10 protein-coding genes, 1 other RNA gene and 1 pseudogene are annotated in these 14,262 nt (G+C 43.2%); 6 read left to right on the forward strand and 6 right to left on the reverse strand.

Features of this window, described 5'->3' with window-relative positions:
- Window positions 1-110 precede the first annotated feature (110 nt).
- Complete coding sequence (locus JMX07_RS01205) at window positions 111-1,862, reverse strand: DUF389 domain-containing protein (protein WP_201605594.1); 1,752 nt, start codon at window positions 1,860-1,862, stop codon at window positions 111-113.
- A 275-nt stretch (window positions 1,863-2,137) separates the two neighbouring features.
- Here JMX07_RS01205 and JMX07_RS01210 point away from each other — a divergent pair, with 275 nt between their 5' ends.
- Window positions 2,138-2,350: a hypothetical protein gene (locus JMX07_RS01210; RefSeq protein WP_201605597.1), complete on the forward strand. Its 213-nt coding sequence runs from the start codon at window positions 2,138-2,140 to the stop codon at window positions 2,348-2,350.
- Between the two features lie 152 nt (window positions 2,351-2,502).
- On the opposite strand, the gene JMX07_RS01215 is transcribed toward JMX07_RS01210, so the two are convergent.
- Window positions 2,503-3,906: a L,D-transpeptidase family protein gene (locus JMX07_RS01215; protein WP_201605599.1), complete on the reverse strand. Its 1,404-nt coding sequence runs from the start codon at window positions 3,904-3,906 to the stop codon at window positions 2,503-2,505.
- 341 nt (window positions 3,907-4,247) lie between these two features.
- On the opposite strand from JMX07_RS01215, the gene prmB reads away from it, so the two are divergent.
- Window positions 4,248-5,411, forward strand: a complete 1,164-nt coding sequence (gene prmB / locus JMX07_RS01220; protein WP_201605601.1) for a 50S ribosomal protein L3 N(5)-glutamine methyltransferase — start codon at window positions 4,248-4,250, stop codon at window positions 5,409-5,411.
- Window positions 5,412-5,556: 145 nt separating this feature from the next.
- Window positions 5,557-6,660, forward strand: a complete 1,104-nt coding sequence (gene aroC, locus JMX07_RS01225; RefSeq protein WP_201605609.1) for a chorismate synthase — start codon at window positions 5,557-5,559, stop codon at window positions 6,658-6,660.
- Window positions 6,661-6,794: 134 nt separating this feature from the next.
- Here the strand turns inward: aroC and JMX07_RS01230 are convergent, their stop codons facing one another.
- The 4 genes from JMX07_RS01230 to JMX07_RS01245 all read right to left on the reverse strand — a co-directional run bounded on the left by JMX07_RS01230 (window position 6,795) and on the right by JMX07_RS01245 (window position 11,415).
- The gene (locus JMX07_RS01230) at window positions 6,795-6,995 is read right to left on the reverse strand and encodes a hypothetical protein (protein ID WP_201605611.1); all 201 of its coding nucleotides are present in this window, start codon (window positions 6,993-6,995) and stop codon (window positions 6,795-6,797) included.
- 235 nt (window positions 6,996-7,230) lie between these two features.
- Entirely contained in the window at window positions 7,231-9,024 is a 1,794-nt protein-coding gene (gene creC, locus JMX07_RS01235) for a two-component system sensor histidine kinase CreC (RefSeq protein WP_201605619.1), read from the reverse strand.
- Between the two features lie 16 nt (window positions 9,025-9,040).
- On the reverse strand, window positions 9,041-9,820 hold the full coding sequence (locus tag JMX07_RS01240; RefSeq protein WP_201605628.1) for a response regulator: 780 nt from the start codon (window positions 9,818-9,820) through the stop codon (window positions 9,041-9,043).
- 230 nt (window positions 9,821-10,050) lie between these two features.
- The gene (locus JMX07_RS01245; RefSeq protein ID WP_201605631.1) at window positions 10,051-11,415 is read right to left on the reverse strand and encodes a glycerophosphodiester phosphodiesterase family protein; all 1,365 of its coding nucleotides are present in this window, start codon (window positions 11,413-11,415) and stop codon (window positions 10,051-10,053) included.
- A gap of 430 nt (window positions 11,416-11,845) precedes the next feature.
- On the opposite strand from JMX07_RS01245, the gene JMX07_RS01250 reads away from it, so the two are divergent.
- The 3 genes and pseudogenes from JMX07_RS01250 to JMX07_RS01260 all read left to right on the forward strand — a co-directional run.
- Window positions 11,846-12,517: an alpha/beta hydrolase gene (locus tag JMX07_RS01250; protein ID WP_201605638.1), complete on the forward strand. Its 672-nt coding sequence runs from the start codon at window positions 11,846-11,848 to the stop codon at window positions 12,515-12,517.
- Window positions 12,518-12,602: 85 nt separating this feature from the next.
- Window positions 12,603-12,961: a transfer-messenger RNA gene (gene ssrA / locus JMX07_RS01255) on the forward strand.
- Window positions 12,962-13,253: 292 nt separating this feature from the next.
- Window positions 13,254-14,135 (forward strand): annotated as a pseudogene (locus tag JMX07_RS01260) (AMP-binding protein); the annotation flags it as partial.
- Window positions 14,136-14,262 lie beyond the last annotated feature (127 nt).

The raw sequence follows: 14,262 nt of genomic DNA on the forward strand, positions 1-14,262 counted from the left end.
TAATTTTGCAAGCGATTTTAGCACAAACGCCCAAGCTCTTGGTACAAGAGTTATAACTACTAGGTTATTATACGTGTGCTAGTCACTGTCTAATTTGTAGAGTATGCAGACTAATTGGTCAAAATTGCTGCATCCGTTTCATCTAATTTGTCTTGCGTCGTTGGATTAGACTCGATTACTTGCACAGGCAGGTAGCGTAGTTGAAGCTTGATTGGCAAGTACTCTGGGAAATTCTCTGCCATATCATTAGTAATGAGTGTCTCAATCTGGCGTACGTCGTATGAGCTCGGCAAAGTCTCTCCACGCACGATCGCCCGCACCACTTGGTTTTCTTCTGAGGTATCAAACTGCGTATTGGTCAATACATTGCCTTGATCGATAAAATAGTTGTTGATGGCTTCTTTGACACTACTCTCAAATACTTGCTGCTTGGCATTGGTCTGTAGATTGATGGTCAAATAGGCACCTAAGCCACCAAGTAGCAACAATGTCACCGCGTTACGCTGCAAAAAAGTCAAATAGGTATTGGATTTATAATCGTCATCGACTAAACGACGGAAGCCTAACACCCACAATACAAGCGCATTGGTAAACTGGATAGCAAGAATGTTGGTCGCTGCCAATAACAGCGCACCAAGCCCAAGCTGCATCTCGCCATTAGCGAGCAAGATACCGCTAGCAGCTAGTGGTGGTACTAAGGCTGTGGCAACTGCAACGCCGACAACAGCAACCGAGAGATGCGGAGATACCATCGCATACGCACCAGCCGTACCGCCAGCTAAGGCAATCATTAAATCCATGGAAGTAGGCTGGGTACGTGATAGGATTTCTGCCGTTAGCGGTTGGTCTTTATGTAGCCAACCAACGATAAAGCCGACCAATACCACCAGTGAGACACCGATAATGACGGTAAAAAGCGACTTACGTAGCAATGGCATACGGTGATCGATAATTGCTAGCGCTATACCCGTGATAGGGCCTAGCATCATCGCAACCAACATCGCTCCGATGACCACGGCTGCTGAATTAGTCACTAGGCCATAACTGGCAATGATGGCAGATAAGATGTTCATGATGAAGTACATCTTGCTAGGTAGCGCGTTCGCCTCAATCCTAACCCGTACTTCTGGGTAATCTACCTTTTGATTGCTGAATTGCTCGGCGACAAACTGCTTATAAGACTCAAGTTTGGCTTCTTTTTCCTCTTGAACCTCATCTTCATCACTTTTACCTTGAGACTTTTGAGCGTCGCTATCTTCTACAGCGGTGTCTTTATTTTGGCTTTTATCTTCTGAGTCATTATTTTGATGGTCATCATCGCGACTAGATGCATTTTTTGTTTTTTGTTGATTGGCTGTTTTGTTATCTGATGACTGTGCTGCGATATTTGTGTCATCAGCAGGGTCATCAGCATAGTCGTCTTCTGCTTCTACCGTTACTTCAGCATCACTATCATCTTGAGCACTTTTTTCTATTGTTTCCGCCGTATCTGACTGGAAGAAATCGGACTTTTCTTTCGCTTCTATAGTTTCTGACTCTGCAATCTCAGACGCTTCAGTATTTGACTGTGGCTCAGGTTCTGTCGACTCCAATGTTGCTACGACCACATCGTCACTGATGGTTTCCATGGTTATCTCAGCGTCAGGCGGCTGCGCACATTCAGTGTCTACTTCGGAGTCTATTTCGTCATCTGTATCAGTCGATTGCTTGTGTTGATTGTCTTCGCTTTCATCATTGTCTACAGCGGCATCATCAACTACTGGATCGATTGTCGCGTCTTGATTGTGAGAAGCGTCAGTAGTGGCTGGTGAATCGTTTTGATCCACTGAGTTAGGCGCAGTGTTTTTTTCAGATGAGGACATAGCAGATAGCGTTCTTAGTAGATAAAGAAAGTCATTATTGTAATGATAAATAGATAAAGATATAGGAGATTCTTGAAAATATAAAAAAGAGTTGAGAGAAGGTGGGGGTAAGAACTGATGTTTCTTATGATTAAGTCTAAAACCTTAATAATAGCATGGTTTTTATTCAAAAGTCATTCAATATAGATGCTACAAGGGTTCACGGTAAATACTTACTTTTTTTGTGGAATTAAGGTTAAATATATTATATCCACAATAAAGATAAGGAATAACTTATGAACTGGCCATTATTTTCTGTCATCTACTCAATGACAGCCACCGTGACTATCGGGCTTTTTATGATCGGAGCTCTCGTTACAGGGTTCGATGAGATATTTCATATTCAAATAGCGGTGGGATTGGGTTTTTTGACTTCAATACCTGCAGGGTTATTCTTTACCAAAAAAATTGGCAGTATTACTGGCAATGAGGAAGGCTATAAGACATAAAGGCGAACAGTAAGACACAAAGACAAGCAGTGTTATCGATGTGAAGTGGAACCGCCCATCAACAAACAAAAAAAGACCTCAATATTGAGGTCTTTTTTATCATTAGAATTATTTGCTAACTAGCATCGAAGCTAGATTTAATAAAGTTCTATTTATTGAAGTTCGACAACCGCGCCATTTTCGATGTTGGCATAAACTTCTAACACATCCCAGTTGGTCAAACGAACACAACCTGCTGAGCCTTGACGACTGATACCTTCAGGTACTGGTGAGCCATGTAAACCGTAAGAAGGCTTAGATAATCCCATCCAAACGACACCGACTGGGTTGTTTGGTCCTGGTGCTATCATATGAACTTTCTTTTGAGCGCCTTCACCAACGGTTGATTTATACCAAGGCATTTTCACTTTATTGATAATTTTGAACGTGCCTTTTGGAGACGGTGTGGCATCGCTACCGACGGTCGTCGGATAAGTAGCAACCAATTTGTCACCATTATAGGCATACAATGTTTTGTCGGCTTTGTTGGCAACCACGCGATTGATACGTTGGTTCAGCTTGTCACGAGTATTTAGTACCGTGATAGTCTCGCCAACAGCGTACTTTTTATTTTTGTTGAGTTTATCTAAGTAACGTACATCCATATGGAAACGTTCACCTAGCATCTCTTTGATATCTTGATAATAAAGACCTTTCATTTTTGACTTCGCTTCTGAACCAGAAGGCGTGGTCGCAAAATTGGTATTGATATCGTCTGCGGTCAACGTATAAGTGACCAGTACGGGTTTGTTTGCAGGGATATTTTTAACCAAGGCATCCCAAGTTTTTTGATCCATTTTACCAGTCGCTGGCAAGCCTTTCATCGTTTGGAAGTTAACAAGGGCTTTTTTGCTGTTCATGCCCCAACCGCCATCGATAGGACCAGGAGAAGCATGGTTCCAATCGAGCAGCGCCTGCATTTTAATGGTCATCGCTGAGTTGACTTTCATATTAGGTGACCAAACAGCACCGTTCACTTGCTTGGCATAGTTCGACAAGTTCAGCGTTGTATGTTTCTTACCATCTTTGTCTTCGATGTTTTTGATGGTCGGATCATCGCTAAAGTCTTGACGCTTCTCACTCTCTGGTAACTCAAAAGCGAGTGGATCAGACGAGTCGATAGATGATAGGTCGCTAGGCGCCGCGACGGCTTGACCTTCACTAATGTCATCATTGCGGTCAGCTTGCTCATCTTTACGCGTCAGTTCTGCTGCACTCATATTGTCAGCAGCTGGGGCTGGCACGTTTTGGTTGGCTTCTTGCTTATTATTGATAAGCTGGTTCATGCTGTCGACTGGTTTCGCTTTCTCTGTATTTAACTGTACAGTAGCAGCGCCATCTGAGCGACTACGGTTCTCTTGCACATTAAGGCTAACCTTTTTGGCAAGACCTGGCATAGCGTTCGATGTGCGCACTGGCAATGTACGAGTATTATCGGCAGGTGCAGCAAGTGCGGCTACACTGGCGCTTACAGCTGCGATAGATATGGCAGTAATAATTGGCTTTATTTTCATCATATTGAGTCACTTGTGGTTGCTACTAATGCGGCTATTATGCGCATAATTCGGTTGCTTCGCAAACTTTTGGTATATCTTTTTGCATTTAGAGCTGGCTAAACGTCAACTGCTGACGTATTCGCTACAGTTGGGTAATAATTTAGCTAAGGTGTGTATGGCGCCATGCTAGATTCTTACGCAAACTCCTCATTATTTTCACTATTTTTTGTTTCAGTAAAAACGACAGTGATTGGCGCTATTTGGTGTTTACGTCTATAATGTATGATTAATTTTTTCATTAATAGATCGATTTTTAGCAAAAAGCCATTTAACCCGCTAATAGTTAATCCATAAGGTGCGATATGTCAGAAGACCAAACAATGAGTGCAGAAGAGTTTCAAAACCAATACTTCGATAATGAGTCAGAGGGCGAGATGGAGTATGATCTAGAAACTGGACTTCTTGGTGAGGACGGCGAACTTGCTAACTTGCATGCCGAGTTAGAAGAAGCGCGCGAGCAGCTTGTCAGCATTCGCGACTTTATTCGCTTTTCAGTCACTCAGTTGCGTAACTATGATGTGGTTGTTGCGCAAGGCACGACCGATGAGTTTGCAGAAGCATCAGCCATTGTGTTGCATTCTTTGTCTCTAGATTGGTCTGCTAATGAGCAGATTTTAGACTGTCGTCTGACCACTTCTGAAAAGCAGTTGGTGCTAGGTCTGCTAGAAGAGCGTATTGCCGAACGTAAGCCGCTCAGCTATTTGATTAACTTATCATACTTCTGTGATTTGCCTTTTTATGTGGATGAGCGTGTACTTATCCCGCGCTCACCGATTGCGGAGTTGATTCGTCAGCAGTTCCATCCGTACTTTGAAGTGACTGAATTGGCCAAACCACTCGGTGTCCGTCCTAATGAGCAATCAGCGGCATTTTATGATCATGGTTTAGATATCAAGCAATTGTCGCAGCCTGAGCGGATCTTAGATTTATGTACAGGCTCTGGTTGTATCGCGATTGCACTTGCCACACGCTTTGTTGATGCCTTGGTTGACGCGGTCGATATCGATAAAGGCGCGCTGGATGTGGCGATGGTCAATGTGGATCATCACGATCTGGGTCATCAAGTCAATGTGATTGAGTCTGATCTGTTTGCTAAGATACCAGCCGAAAACCAATACGAGCTTATCGTTACCAATCCACCGTATGTCGATGCGGCAATTATGGCAGACTTACCACCTGAGTTCTTATATGAGCCTGAGCATGCGCTAGCTGCAGGTCAAGATGGTTTGGATTTGGTGCATCGTATCTTGTTAGAAGCACCAGATTATCTGAGTCCAGATGGTTTGCTCATCTGCGAAGTGGGTGACAGCGAATGGGCGTTAAACCAAGCTTATCCTGACATTCAGTTTGATTGGTTGAAGTTTGCACATGGTGGACATGGTGTGTTTGCCATTACCTACGATGAGCTAATCTCAAATCGTCAATTGTTTGCCTCTTATGTTCAGCTATTAGATAGTCTTCAATAGATAAATATTAGGTCGGATAGGCATCGGCTGCACGAGCCGAAACTATAAGAAACAATTATAATCACTCATTACAAGCAGTATAAGTAATAACCATGAGTGATTGGTCACATAGTCATCAGTAGCGTTTACTTGTTTAAGGACAGTTATGGCAGGCAATAGTATTGGGCAGGTTTTTACGGTTACCACTTGTGGTGAGTCGCATGGGGCAGGCCTTATGGCCATCGTTGATGGCGTACCACCAGGTTTAGCATTATCTGCAGACGACCTACAAGTAGATTTGGATCGTCGCAAACCGGGTACGTCTAAGTATTCAACCCAGCGCCGTGAGTCTGATGAAGTTGAGATTATCTCTGGCGTATTTGAAGGCAAAACCACAGGTACGTCTATCGGTTTATTGATTCGCAATACCAATCAAAAATCTAAAGACTATAGCGATATTAAAGATACTTTCCGTCCTGGACACGCTGACTATACTTATAGTATGAAATATGGCTTCCGTGACTATCGTGGTGGTGGTCGTTCTTCAGCGCGTGAAACGGCCATGCGTGTAGCAGCTGGTGCTATCGCCAAGAAATATTTGCAAGAACGGCTGGGCGTACAAATTCGTGGTCATGTTACCCAAATCGGCAATGAGCATAGCAATGTACTAGACCCGAACCAGATCGATTGGGAGTTTGTAAACAGCAATCCGTTCTTCTGTGCAGACAAAGAAGCGATTGGCCGTTTTGAAAATTTGATTGATAACTTGCGCCGTGAAGGTACTAGCTGTGGCGCGCGCCTTGATATCATTGCGAGCGGTGTGCCAGTAGGCTTAGGCGAGCCAGTATTTGATCGTTTAGATGCTGATATCGCTCATGCGATGATGAGTATCAATGCGGTTAAAGGGGTCGAGATTGGTGATGGGATGGCGGTAGCAGGTCAATTCGGACATAGTGCTCGTGATGAGCTGACGCCAGATGGGTTTGCAGCCAACCATGCTGGTGGTGTCTTGGGCGGGATCTCATCAGGCCAAGATATCCGTGTGAGTATTGCTTTAAAACCAACCTCTAGCATTACCACTGCTGGCAAGAGCATCAACACTCAAGGTGAAGCCGTCGATATGCTGACAAAGGGTCGTCATGATCCTTGCGTTGGTGTGCGTGCTACGCCTATTGCCGAAGCGATGCTAGCGATTGTAGTGCTTGATCATTATCTACGTCACCGTGGTCAAAACGCTGATGTGAAGCCGCCAGTACAATCGATTACTTAGTATTTTTGTTTTAATATAATCAGCCCTTTGTTGTTTCCAGTAGTTTAATACTAGAAATAATAAAGGGCTTTTTTATGTCCAAATAAAATACAGGTGTTACCTAAATACAATTAACGCGTTGAGCGAGTAAAGTATTAAGCTGCCAGTTGATACTCATCAATAGCTACGCACTGCTGGTGTCGAAATACCAATAATAACCGCTGACTAGGAATCGCTAGCCAATGACCAAACTCAATACTATCGACGCCTTGGCTCGTTAATGTCTGTGCACAGTAGTGACGGCTAAAGCCGATTAGGCTCTTGACGATAGGGTTATCCGTTAATTGATGTGACATGGAACTTCTCCTCCTAATTTACTTTACGAATTTGACGGTTCAACAGATCCTAGTGCTATCGTAAAACAATGAAGTAGAAATCCTGTGTAGTCATGATGGAAAGTTGATGAACTATTATATAGTCACTCCACTATAAAAGTATTACAGCGTTAACCTCGCTTGAAGTATCACATATACATCTGCACTCGGTTGCCTTGTACTACCCTTAAATTGAATCGACTATAAATTATTACTCTCAAGCTAAGGGCAGGGTAATACTAACCATCACGCCAGAACGTTGGTCTTTACCAGTATCAGTGTTATCAGGGCTAATTTTATTATCGTTGGCATGAACATTATTAATGGCTACCTGACCACCATGATGTTCAATCACTTGCTTTACTAAGGTGAGTCCAAGGCCCGTGCCTTTCTTGAGCATATTACTACTATGGTCATTTTGCCTCGGCTCAGTCGTAGGATCTGCCGACTCTGTATATAGATTATTGCTGTCTGTGCGATTCGTTGTTTGTTCCGTTGCTTGAGCTGAGGGTTGGCTTTGATGAGACAAGCTAAAGTAACGCTCAAATGCTTTGGCTATAGCATATTCAGGTAGCAGCTTTCCATCATTGAATATATCGATAGTGACGGTGCGAGCAGTGCTGTGCAGTGAAATATCAACAGTACGCTTGGCGAAGTGTATCGCATTATCAAGCACATTTTGCAGTACCTGTATTAACCAAAACTGGTCAGCATATACACTGGTCGATGCCAATATTTCTGCTGGCAAGTTTGCAGTATTGGTCACATTCTTATTATCAATATGTATATCGATAGGGTATAGATTCTGCTGTTGCTGCTTGGCTGTATTATCTTTGATCAGGCTTTGCAATAATGGTAACAAGGGAGTCAGTTGTCGGTTGAGTTTAAAGGTAGGCTGTTCTACTTTTGCAAGCAACAGTAATCGGTCGATGAGCTGTTGCATTTTTACGCTTTGCTCACCAACCGTCTCAATGAGTATCTGCCGATCATCCTTATCAAGCATATGACCATCTAATCCATCATCTTCTAACAGCTCACTACTGGCGCGAATGGCGGTCAAAGGGCTTTTTAGCTCATGGGTCAAAGTATGGACATAATCAGTGACATAAGCTCTATTTTCGAGTCGATGCTTCATAGTCTCGATAGTATCTGTTAGGCTATTTAATTCATGACCCAGATAAAAATAAGGCTTTTTGGTGTCTTCTGCTAATGCACTGGTATATTGAGTCACCAAGGTAATGCTTTGCTTAAGCCACCATGCCACTAGACCTGCCAGTATAAGGGCGGCGATACTGATAAGTAGTGCGGTGATAAGCATGCGGTTACGTGTGTCATCTAAATAAGGCAATACGCTAGCGACAGGCTTACCGACACTGACCACGCCAATGATATCTCCAGACGGATTTTTGATGGGCTGAGCCACATACATGACCGAACCATCGCGCCGCTGATAATCTCGCAGCGTGCTTCTTGCGCCGTATTGTCCTTTTAATGTGAGATAAACATCGTTCCAGCGTCCATAGTTCTGCCCTTCATTATTATCAGGTTTGGGTAATGAGTCATAAATGACGATGCCGCTATTGTCTGTCACATATACGCGAAAGCTACTGTAGCTTTTGGTTTGATCGACAGGACTGAGTATTTCATCCATCGCTGGCATGCCCACAAATGCAGCATCAAGTTGCGCTTGATATTCCTCATCATATAATTGTCCTGTAGATAATGGCACTTGGAGACTGGCTGCTAACAGTTTGCTAGTGTCTAGGAGCGTGTCTTCGATGACTTGCTGCGCGGTTGGCTTGACGTAGCCAAACAACTGAGTAAACACAACCACACCGCATATGACGAGCACCAACGCAACGGCTAGCCAAATCCTAAAAAATATACTTAAATTGAGCAGCCGTTTGCGTTTAGGAGCTTGCTGAGCAGTACCAATAGGATGCAGTTTGGCATACCAATTGCTTTGGTCGTTATGAATATCATTCTCAGCAGGATTAGTGTTATTATTCATAAACTAGCAGCCACTGTTAAGCGGGACATAATGCGTAACCCAGTCCGCGATGCGTATGGATGACATCGACATTAGCATCTACTATAGCAAGCTGTTTACGAATTGATTTGATATGACTGTCTATCGTGCGTGCCAAACGGTGGTCAGGATAATCACTTACTGCGCTAAGTAATTGCTCACGGCTAAAAACTTGCTGCGGCGCTTGCAATAATGTCAGCAAAATTTTGCGTTCTGTATTGCTAAGCTCAAGCTTTTGCTCTTGCCACGTTAATGAATAGTTCAGCGGTTGATAATGCCAAACGCCAGATTGGTTCTCAAACGTTAATGCTTGTCCTGATAGATTATTCGAGGAAGTATTATCCGTACTGTTATCTGAGTTTATGATATGAGAGCCTGACTGTTGAATCAGCTGTTCACGGCGCCAAATGGCTTTTAAACGCGCGACCAACTCACGTGGACTAAAGGGTTTGGCACAGTAATCATCGCCGCCCATCTCCAATCCTAGAATACGATCGACCTCATCGCTACGCGCTGTCAAAAACACGATAGGCAAATCTTTTAAGGCGTCGATATCAGGTGTATGACGTATTTGTTGACATAGGCTCAAGCCGTCACCATCTGGCAGACCGACATCCATAATGATAGCTGATAGATCTTGTGCTTCATGACTATGCAGCATGGGTAACACGCTACTGGCATTATCCAACCAAGTTATCTGCCAGCCTTCGCGTTTGCAGGTGACCTTGAGTGACATCGCGATCGCAGGATCATCTTCTACCAGTAAAATATGGGTCATAGTCTCTACATCGTCTTATAAGCTTAGTAAATTATCGTAGCACAAAACAGCAGACTGCTCTTGCTGCCACGAGTTAAATGGTGTGAAAAGTTAATGGAAAAGTAGGGTGCTCAGTAGATAGTGTGCGATGTGATCACTTTAATACATTTAAAAAAGGCCAGCTCAATAAATAAGCTGGCCTTGATAACGAAGATTAAGCGTAATTATCTATTAATAGACTAAGCGAAAACCTATTTAAGACCTTTGCAGTTGGCATAGTAGCTCACTGTAGCGGGCCAATCTGAAAAAATGCCTTGGACACCGACGTCTTGCGCTAGTACGTCAATATAGTTCATCATATCACCATCATTGTTGATAGCATCGCTAAGACCGATATAGTGCCAATCGCCACCATCAGTTAATGGCCCTGAACGCTCTATCGACCAGGTAATGATTTTTAGACCATTGGCTTTGGCTTGTTTTGCGTATTCTGATGGTTGCATATTCCCCTTACCATCAGTAGTGACTAACGACCAAAGTGCTGGTGCAATGGTGTTAATGCCACGTGCTTTGATATCAGCCAATGAGTGTTTCCAAGTGGTTGCGTCATTTTTATCAAATGTTTTATCCTTAGCGGTCTCATTACTGTCATCAATAAGATAAACGGCATTAGCCCCATAAGCTGGCTCGTTTTTGATCCAGTAATCCAGATCTTCTATATTAAATGACTGGGCAAATACATCGCTTGCAGGCACATCTGCTGCCTTATAAGTATCTATGAGCTGTTGGCGGTAGTCGTTCAAACGATAGCCGTTAAACGGCATGGTCACGGCGGGTGCTTTTAACTCAGGCGTGTGCTTCATACCTAGCTTACGAGCCAATGCGATATGCTCTTTTAAGGTTAATACTTTGCCATTTTGCGAGTATAAGTCCGTTCGCCAAGGCGCAGTCGCATTCATATATTCACTAAGGCTGGTTGCTTTTTTATTGGCAGCATCCATCTTACCCGTCAGTGTTTTAAACTCAGTAACGCTAATGTCTGAGGTTCGGCATTCGATACTATCGGCATTGGTAAGTTTGCCTTTAGCGTCTAAAATGGGCGGTACGGTACATTGGTTAGCCAACGGTGTGGTTAGAATATTAGTAGTGGTGTGTAAATCATTTTGGGCATGACGACAGACAAGCTCACCGTCATTGGTAAAAGCGACATCACATTCCAAGATGCCAGCACCCATTTGTGCTGACGCCACGTAGCTATCATAAGTATGTTCAGGCAGCTGTAATGGCGCACCTCGATGCGCAATAGAGAAGTCTGTCTTACTTGGTAGTTGCCCTCTACATGCCTGTAGCTCTTCTTTTAATGGTCCTTCATCCATATCATTTATCAAATAAAACGGACGCACTCCATAGGTATATGCGACAGGTGAGGGCGATTGTGGCTGTGATTGCACTGTCGATAAAGGGGCTTTTGATGTGAGCGTTGATCGGCTATCGGTAGTGCAGCCTACTATCAATAATGAGCTGATCAGCGTTAAAGGTAAGGCGATATTAATCTTATTAACCTTAGCCAGCGTGTGCTTACTCAGCTCAAGCGCTGATTTATTAGAAATTGTCATGTAAAATGTTCCTGCAAAATTATAAAAAAATCCCATCGGACGTATGGATAGGAATTGAAAAATTAACGTTTGACTATTGGTTGCTACTTGCCAAAAGAAGCTAAGTGTCGTGCATTCTTGTAAAAGCTTAGTTTTGTAAGAGCTTAGCCTTGTAAGAACTTAGCATTAATGCGGATACAATTGTAGGCACATGTACTAAAGAATAGACAGCTGACAGTACTTGAGCCTGATGGTATTGAGCTTATCGGTCGTAAAATCATACGTGTCTTCTTATACTGTTCACATTTTTGCTATTGTCCGTTTAGTACCTCACTATTGACCATACTCTCAAACTAACAGATGATATTGACCATATAATGACACACACATTATTTCGGCAAAAAATACAAAAATGCTTAAGGCATATCTCACTACATTATTAAGGATAACTATGAGTAACTATTTAGACGCCGTCGTCGTTGAGCACAATCCCTCTCAAAAAAAGATAGATCGCGCAGTGATTTGGCTACATGGCTTAGGTGCTAGCGGTCATGATTTTGAGCCAGTTGTACCGCAGCTTGGCTTGGCTAATGATATGGCAGTACGTTTTATCTTTCCGCATGCGCCCAAGCGTCCTGTCACGGTCAATGGTGGGATGGTGATGCCGGCTTGGTATGATATCTTGGAGATGAGTCTTGAGCGCAAAGTTGATGTGACACAAATTGAGACATCCTCGCAGCAGATTCGCGATTTGATTGCCCGCGAGATTGAACGCGGCGTCAAACCTGAACATATCGTTATCGCTGGGTTTTCGCAGGGCGGGGCGGTTGCTTATCATGTGGCGCTCAGTCATCCAGAGCGCTTAGCGGGTTTGATGACGCTCTCTACCTACTTAGCGACCAATGATAATATTGAGTATAGTGCTGCCAATAAAGACATGCCGATTTTGATTGAGCATGGTTCTCATGACCCAGTCGTGCCTGTTATCCTAGGTGAGCAAGCCCAGCAGTTATTGTCGGCAAAGGACTATAATGTGTCTTACAATACGTATCCGATGGCACATCAGGTCTGTATGCCGCAGATTCAAAATATCGGTAAATGGTTAAACATTGTTTTGGCGTAAATTATTAAGCTGTAACGTAATGTAATGCAGGCTACTTATAGGTTGAAACCTAACCGATATCTCCTATATAATAGCCAGTCTTATTGGGGATGTTCTGGCTTCGACGCTGGTGATGAAACTCAATGATGCATGTCGAGAGTGTATGTCCTCTCGTTAATCAAACATATATTGTTATAGTCGCAAACGACGAAACTTACGCTCTAGCAGCTTAAACCCTGCTTACTTAGTTGCTGATCACCTACAGTTGGTTAACTAAGTTGAAGCGTCCGCATGTAGGCTCGCCACAAGTGATTGTCTCAATTGCTTGGGTTCAAAAGTAGAGAATCGTCCAATCCATCCTGACTGTCGGATCGGTGCGGATTAAAACTAAAGACAGAAACTAAACATGTAGATTCATGAGCGTAATGCTGGCGGACGCGGGTTCAACTCCCGCCATCTCCACCAAACATTAAAAATCCGATCACTTAGGTGGTCGGATTTTTTTTGTCTAAATTTTATGGTTAATTAAAGAAACAATGATACCAATAAACTTTTGATGAGAAAGTAAAAACTATTTATATAGAGTAATCATCAAGTCTTTGAAGTTGAATCACAGTTTTTCGTCGCCTATGGAGAACATAATATTAACTTGTCTTAAAGAATAATTCTGATTATTCTTAGTTGAGGCCTATTCTTCGCATCAGGCAATGCAGTAGCAAGAATAAGCGGACTTTCAAATAACTACAGGGAATGTATTATGTTAGGAAAAATGATGTATCAGCCATTGCTGATCAGTGGTCTAATCGAACACGCTGCCCGTTATCATGGTGATACGGCGGTTTTGTCCAAAGAAGTCGATGGACAGATGACTCATACCAATTGGCGTACTGTCTCAGATAACTCAAAACGATTGGCCAATGCGTTGGCTACACTGGGACTTAAATCATCAGAACGCATAGCAACTTTGGCTTGGAACAATCGTCGTCATTTAGAAGCTTGGTATGCGATTTCAGGCAGTGGCATGGTTTGCCATACTATCAATCCACGTTTGTTCCCCGAGCAGCTGAGCTACATTATCAATGACGCTGATGATCGTGTGCTATTTTTTGATACTACTTTCCTACCGCTAATTATGGCAATCAAAGAGCATATCAAAGGTGTTGAATACTTCATTTGTCTAAGTGATCGAGATGATAGTATCGTAGAAAAACTGCCTAATGTACTGTTCTTTGATGAGCTATTAGCAGAAAACTCTACTGACTTTGACTGGCCTCAATTCGATGAAGCAACAGCCAGCTCTTTATGCTACACCTCAGGAACTACCGGTAATCCTAAAGGTATTTTATATACTCATCGCTCTTCTGTGCTGCATGCGATGGCGTTATGCATGCCTGATGTCTCCGCGCTCTCTGCACAAGACGTTTTGTTACCCGTAGTACCGATGTTCCATGTCAATGCGTGGGGCACACCTTATGCAGCTGCCCTGACTGGTTGCTCTCTCATACTTCCTGGTCCAAATCTCGATGGTGACAGCCTAGTATCTCTCATTGATGATTGTCATGTTACGGTTGCTCTAGGGGTTCCAACAATCTGGCAAAGCCTATTAACCGCTGCCAAAGCCAGAGGTAGTAAGCTTGATTGTAGTGGCATAATTAAATTGGACAACTGCTAAGAGGCTATACTAACCCAAAGAAGGAAAATAGTATGACCAACAAACGCAACCAATATACCCGAGAATTTAAATTAGAAGCGATTAGCTTAGTCAC

This window comes from Psychrobacter immobilis, from assembly GCF_904846235.1.
GTDB lineage: Bacteria > Pseudomonadota > Gammaproteobacteria > Pseudomonadales > Moraxellaceae > Psychrobacter > Psychrobacter immobilis_C.

Excerpts from the sequence above, each read along its gene's own strand:
- JMX07_RS01205 (WP_201605594.1), bottom strand. The coding sequence starts at position 1,862 with ATGTCCTCATCTGAAAAAAACACTGCGCCTAACTCAGTGGATCAAAAC.
- JMX07_RS01210 (WP_201605597.1), top strand. The coding sequence starts at position 2,138 with ATGAACTGGCCATTATTTTCTGTCATCTACTCAATGACAGCCACCGTG.
- JMX07_RS01215 (WP_201605599.1), bottom strand. The coding sequence starts at position 3,906 with ATGATGAAAATAAAGCCAATTATTACTGCCATATCTATCGCAGCTGTA.
- prmB (WP_201605601.1), top strand. The coding sequence starts at position 4,248 with ATGTCAGAAGACCAAACAATGAGTGCAGAAGAGTTTCAAAACCAATAC.
- aroC (WP_201605609.1), top strand. The coding sequence starts at position 5,557 with ATGGCAGGCAATAGTATTGGGCAGGTTTTTACGGTTACCACTTGTGGT.
- JMX07_RS01230 (WP_201605611.1), bottom strand. The coding sequence starts at position 6,995 with ATGTCACATCAATTAACGGATAACCCTATCGTCAAGAGCCTAATCGGC.
- creC (WP_201605619.1), bottom strand. The coding sequence starts at position 9,024 with ATGAATAATAACACTAATCCTGCTGAGAATGATATTCATAACGACCAA.
- JMX07_RS01240 (WP_201605628.1), bottom strand. The coding sequence starts at position 9,820 with ATGACCCATATTTTACTGGTAGAAGATGATCCTGCGATCGCGATGTCA.
- JMX07_RS01245 (WP_201605631.1), bottom strand. The coding sequence starts at position 11,415 with ATGACAATTTCTAATAAATCAGCGCTTGAGCTGAGTAAGCACACGCTG.
- JMX07_RS01250 (WP_201605638.1), top strand. The coding sequence starts at position 11,846 with ATGAGTAACTATTTAGACGCCGTCGTCGTTGAGCACAATCCCTCTCAA.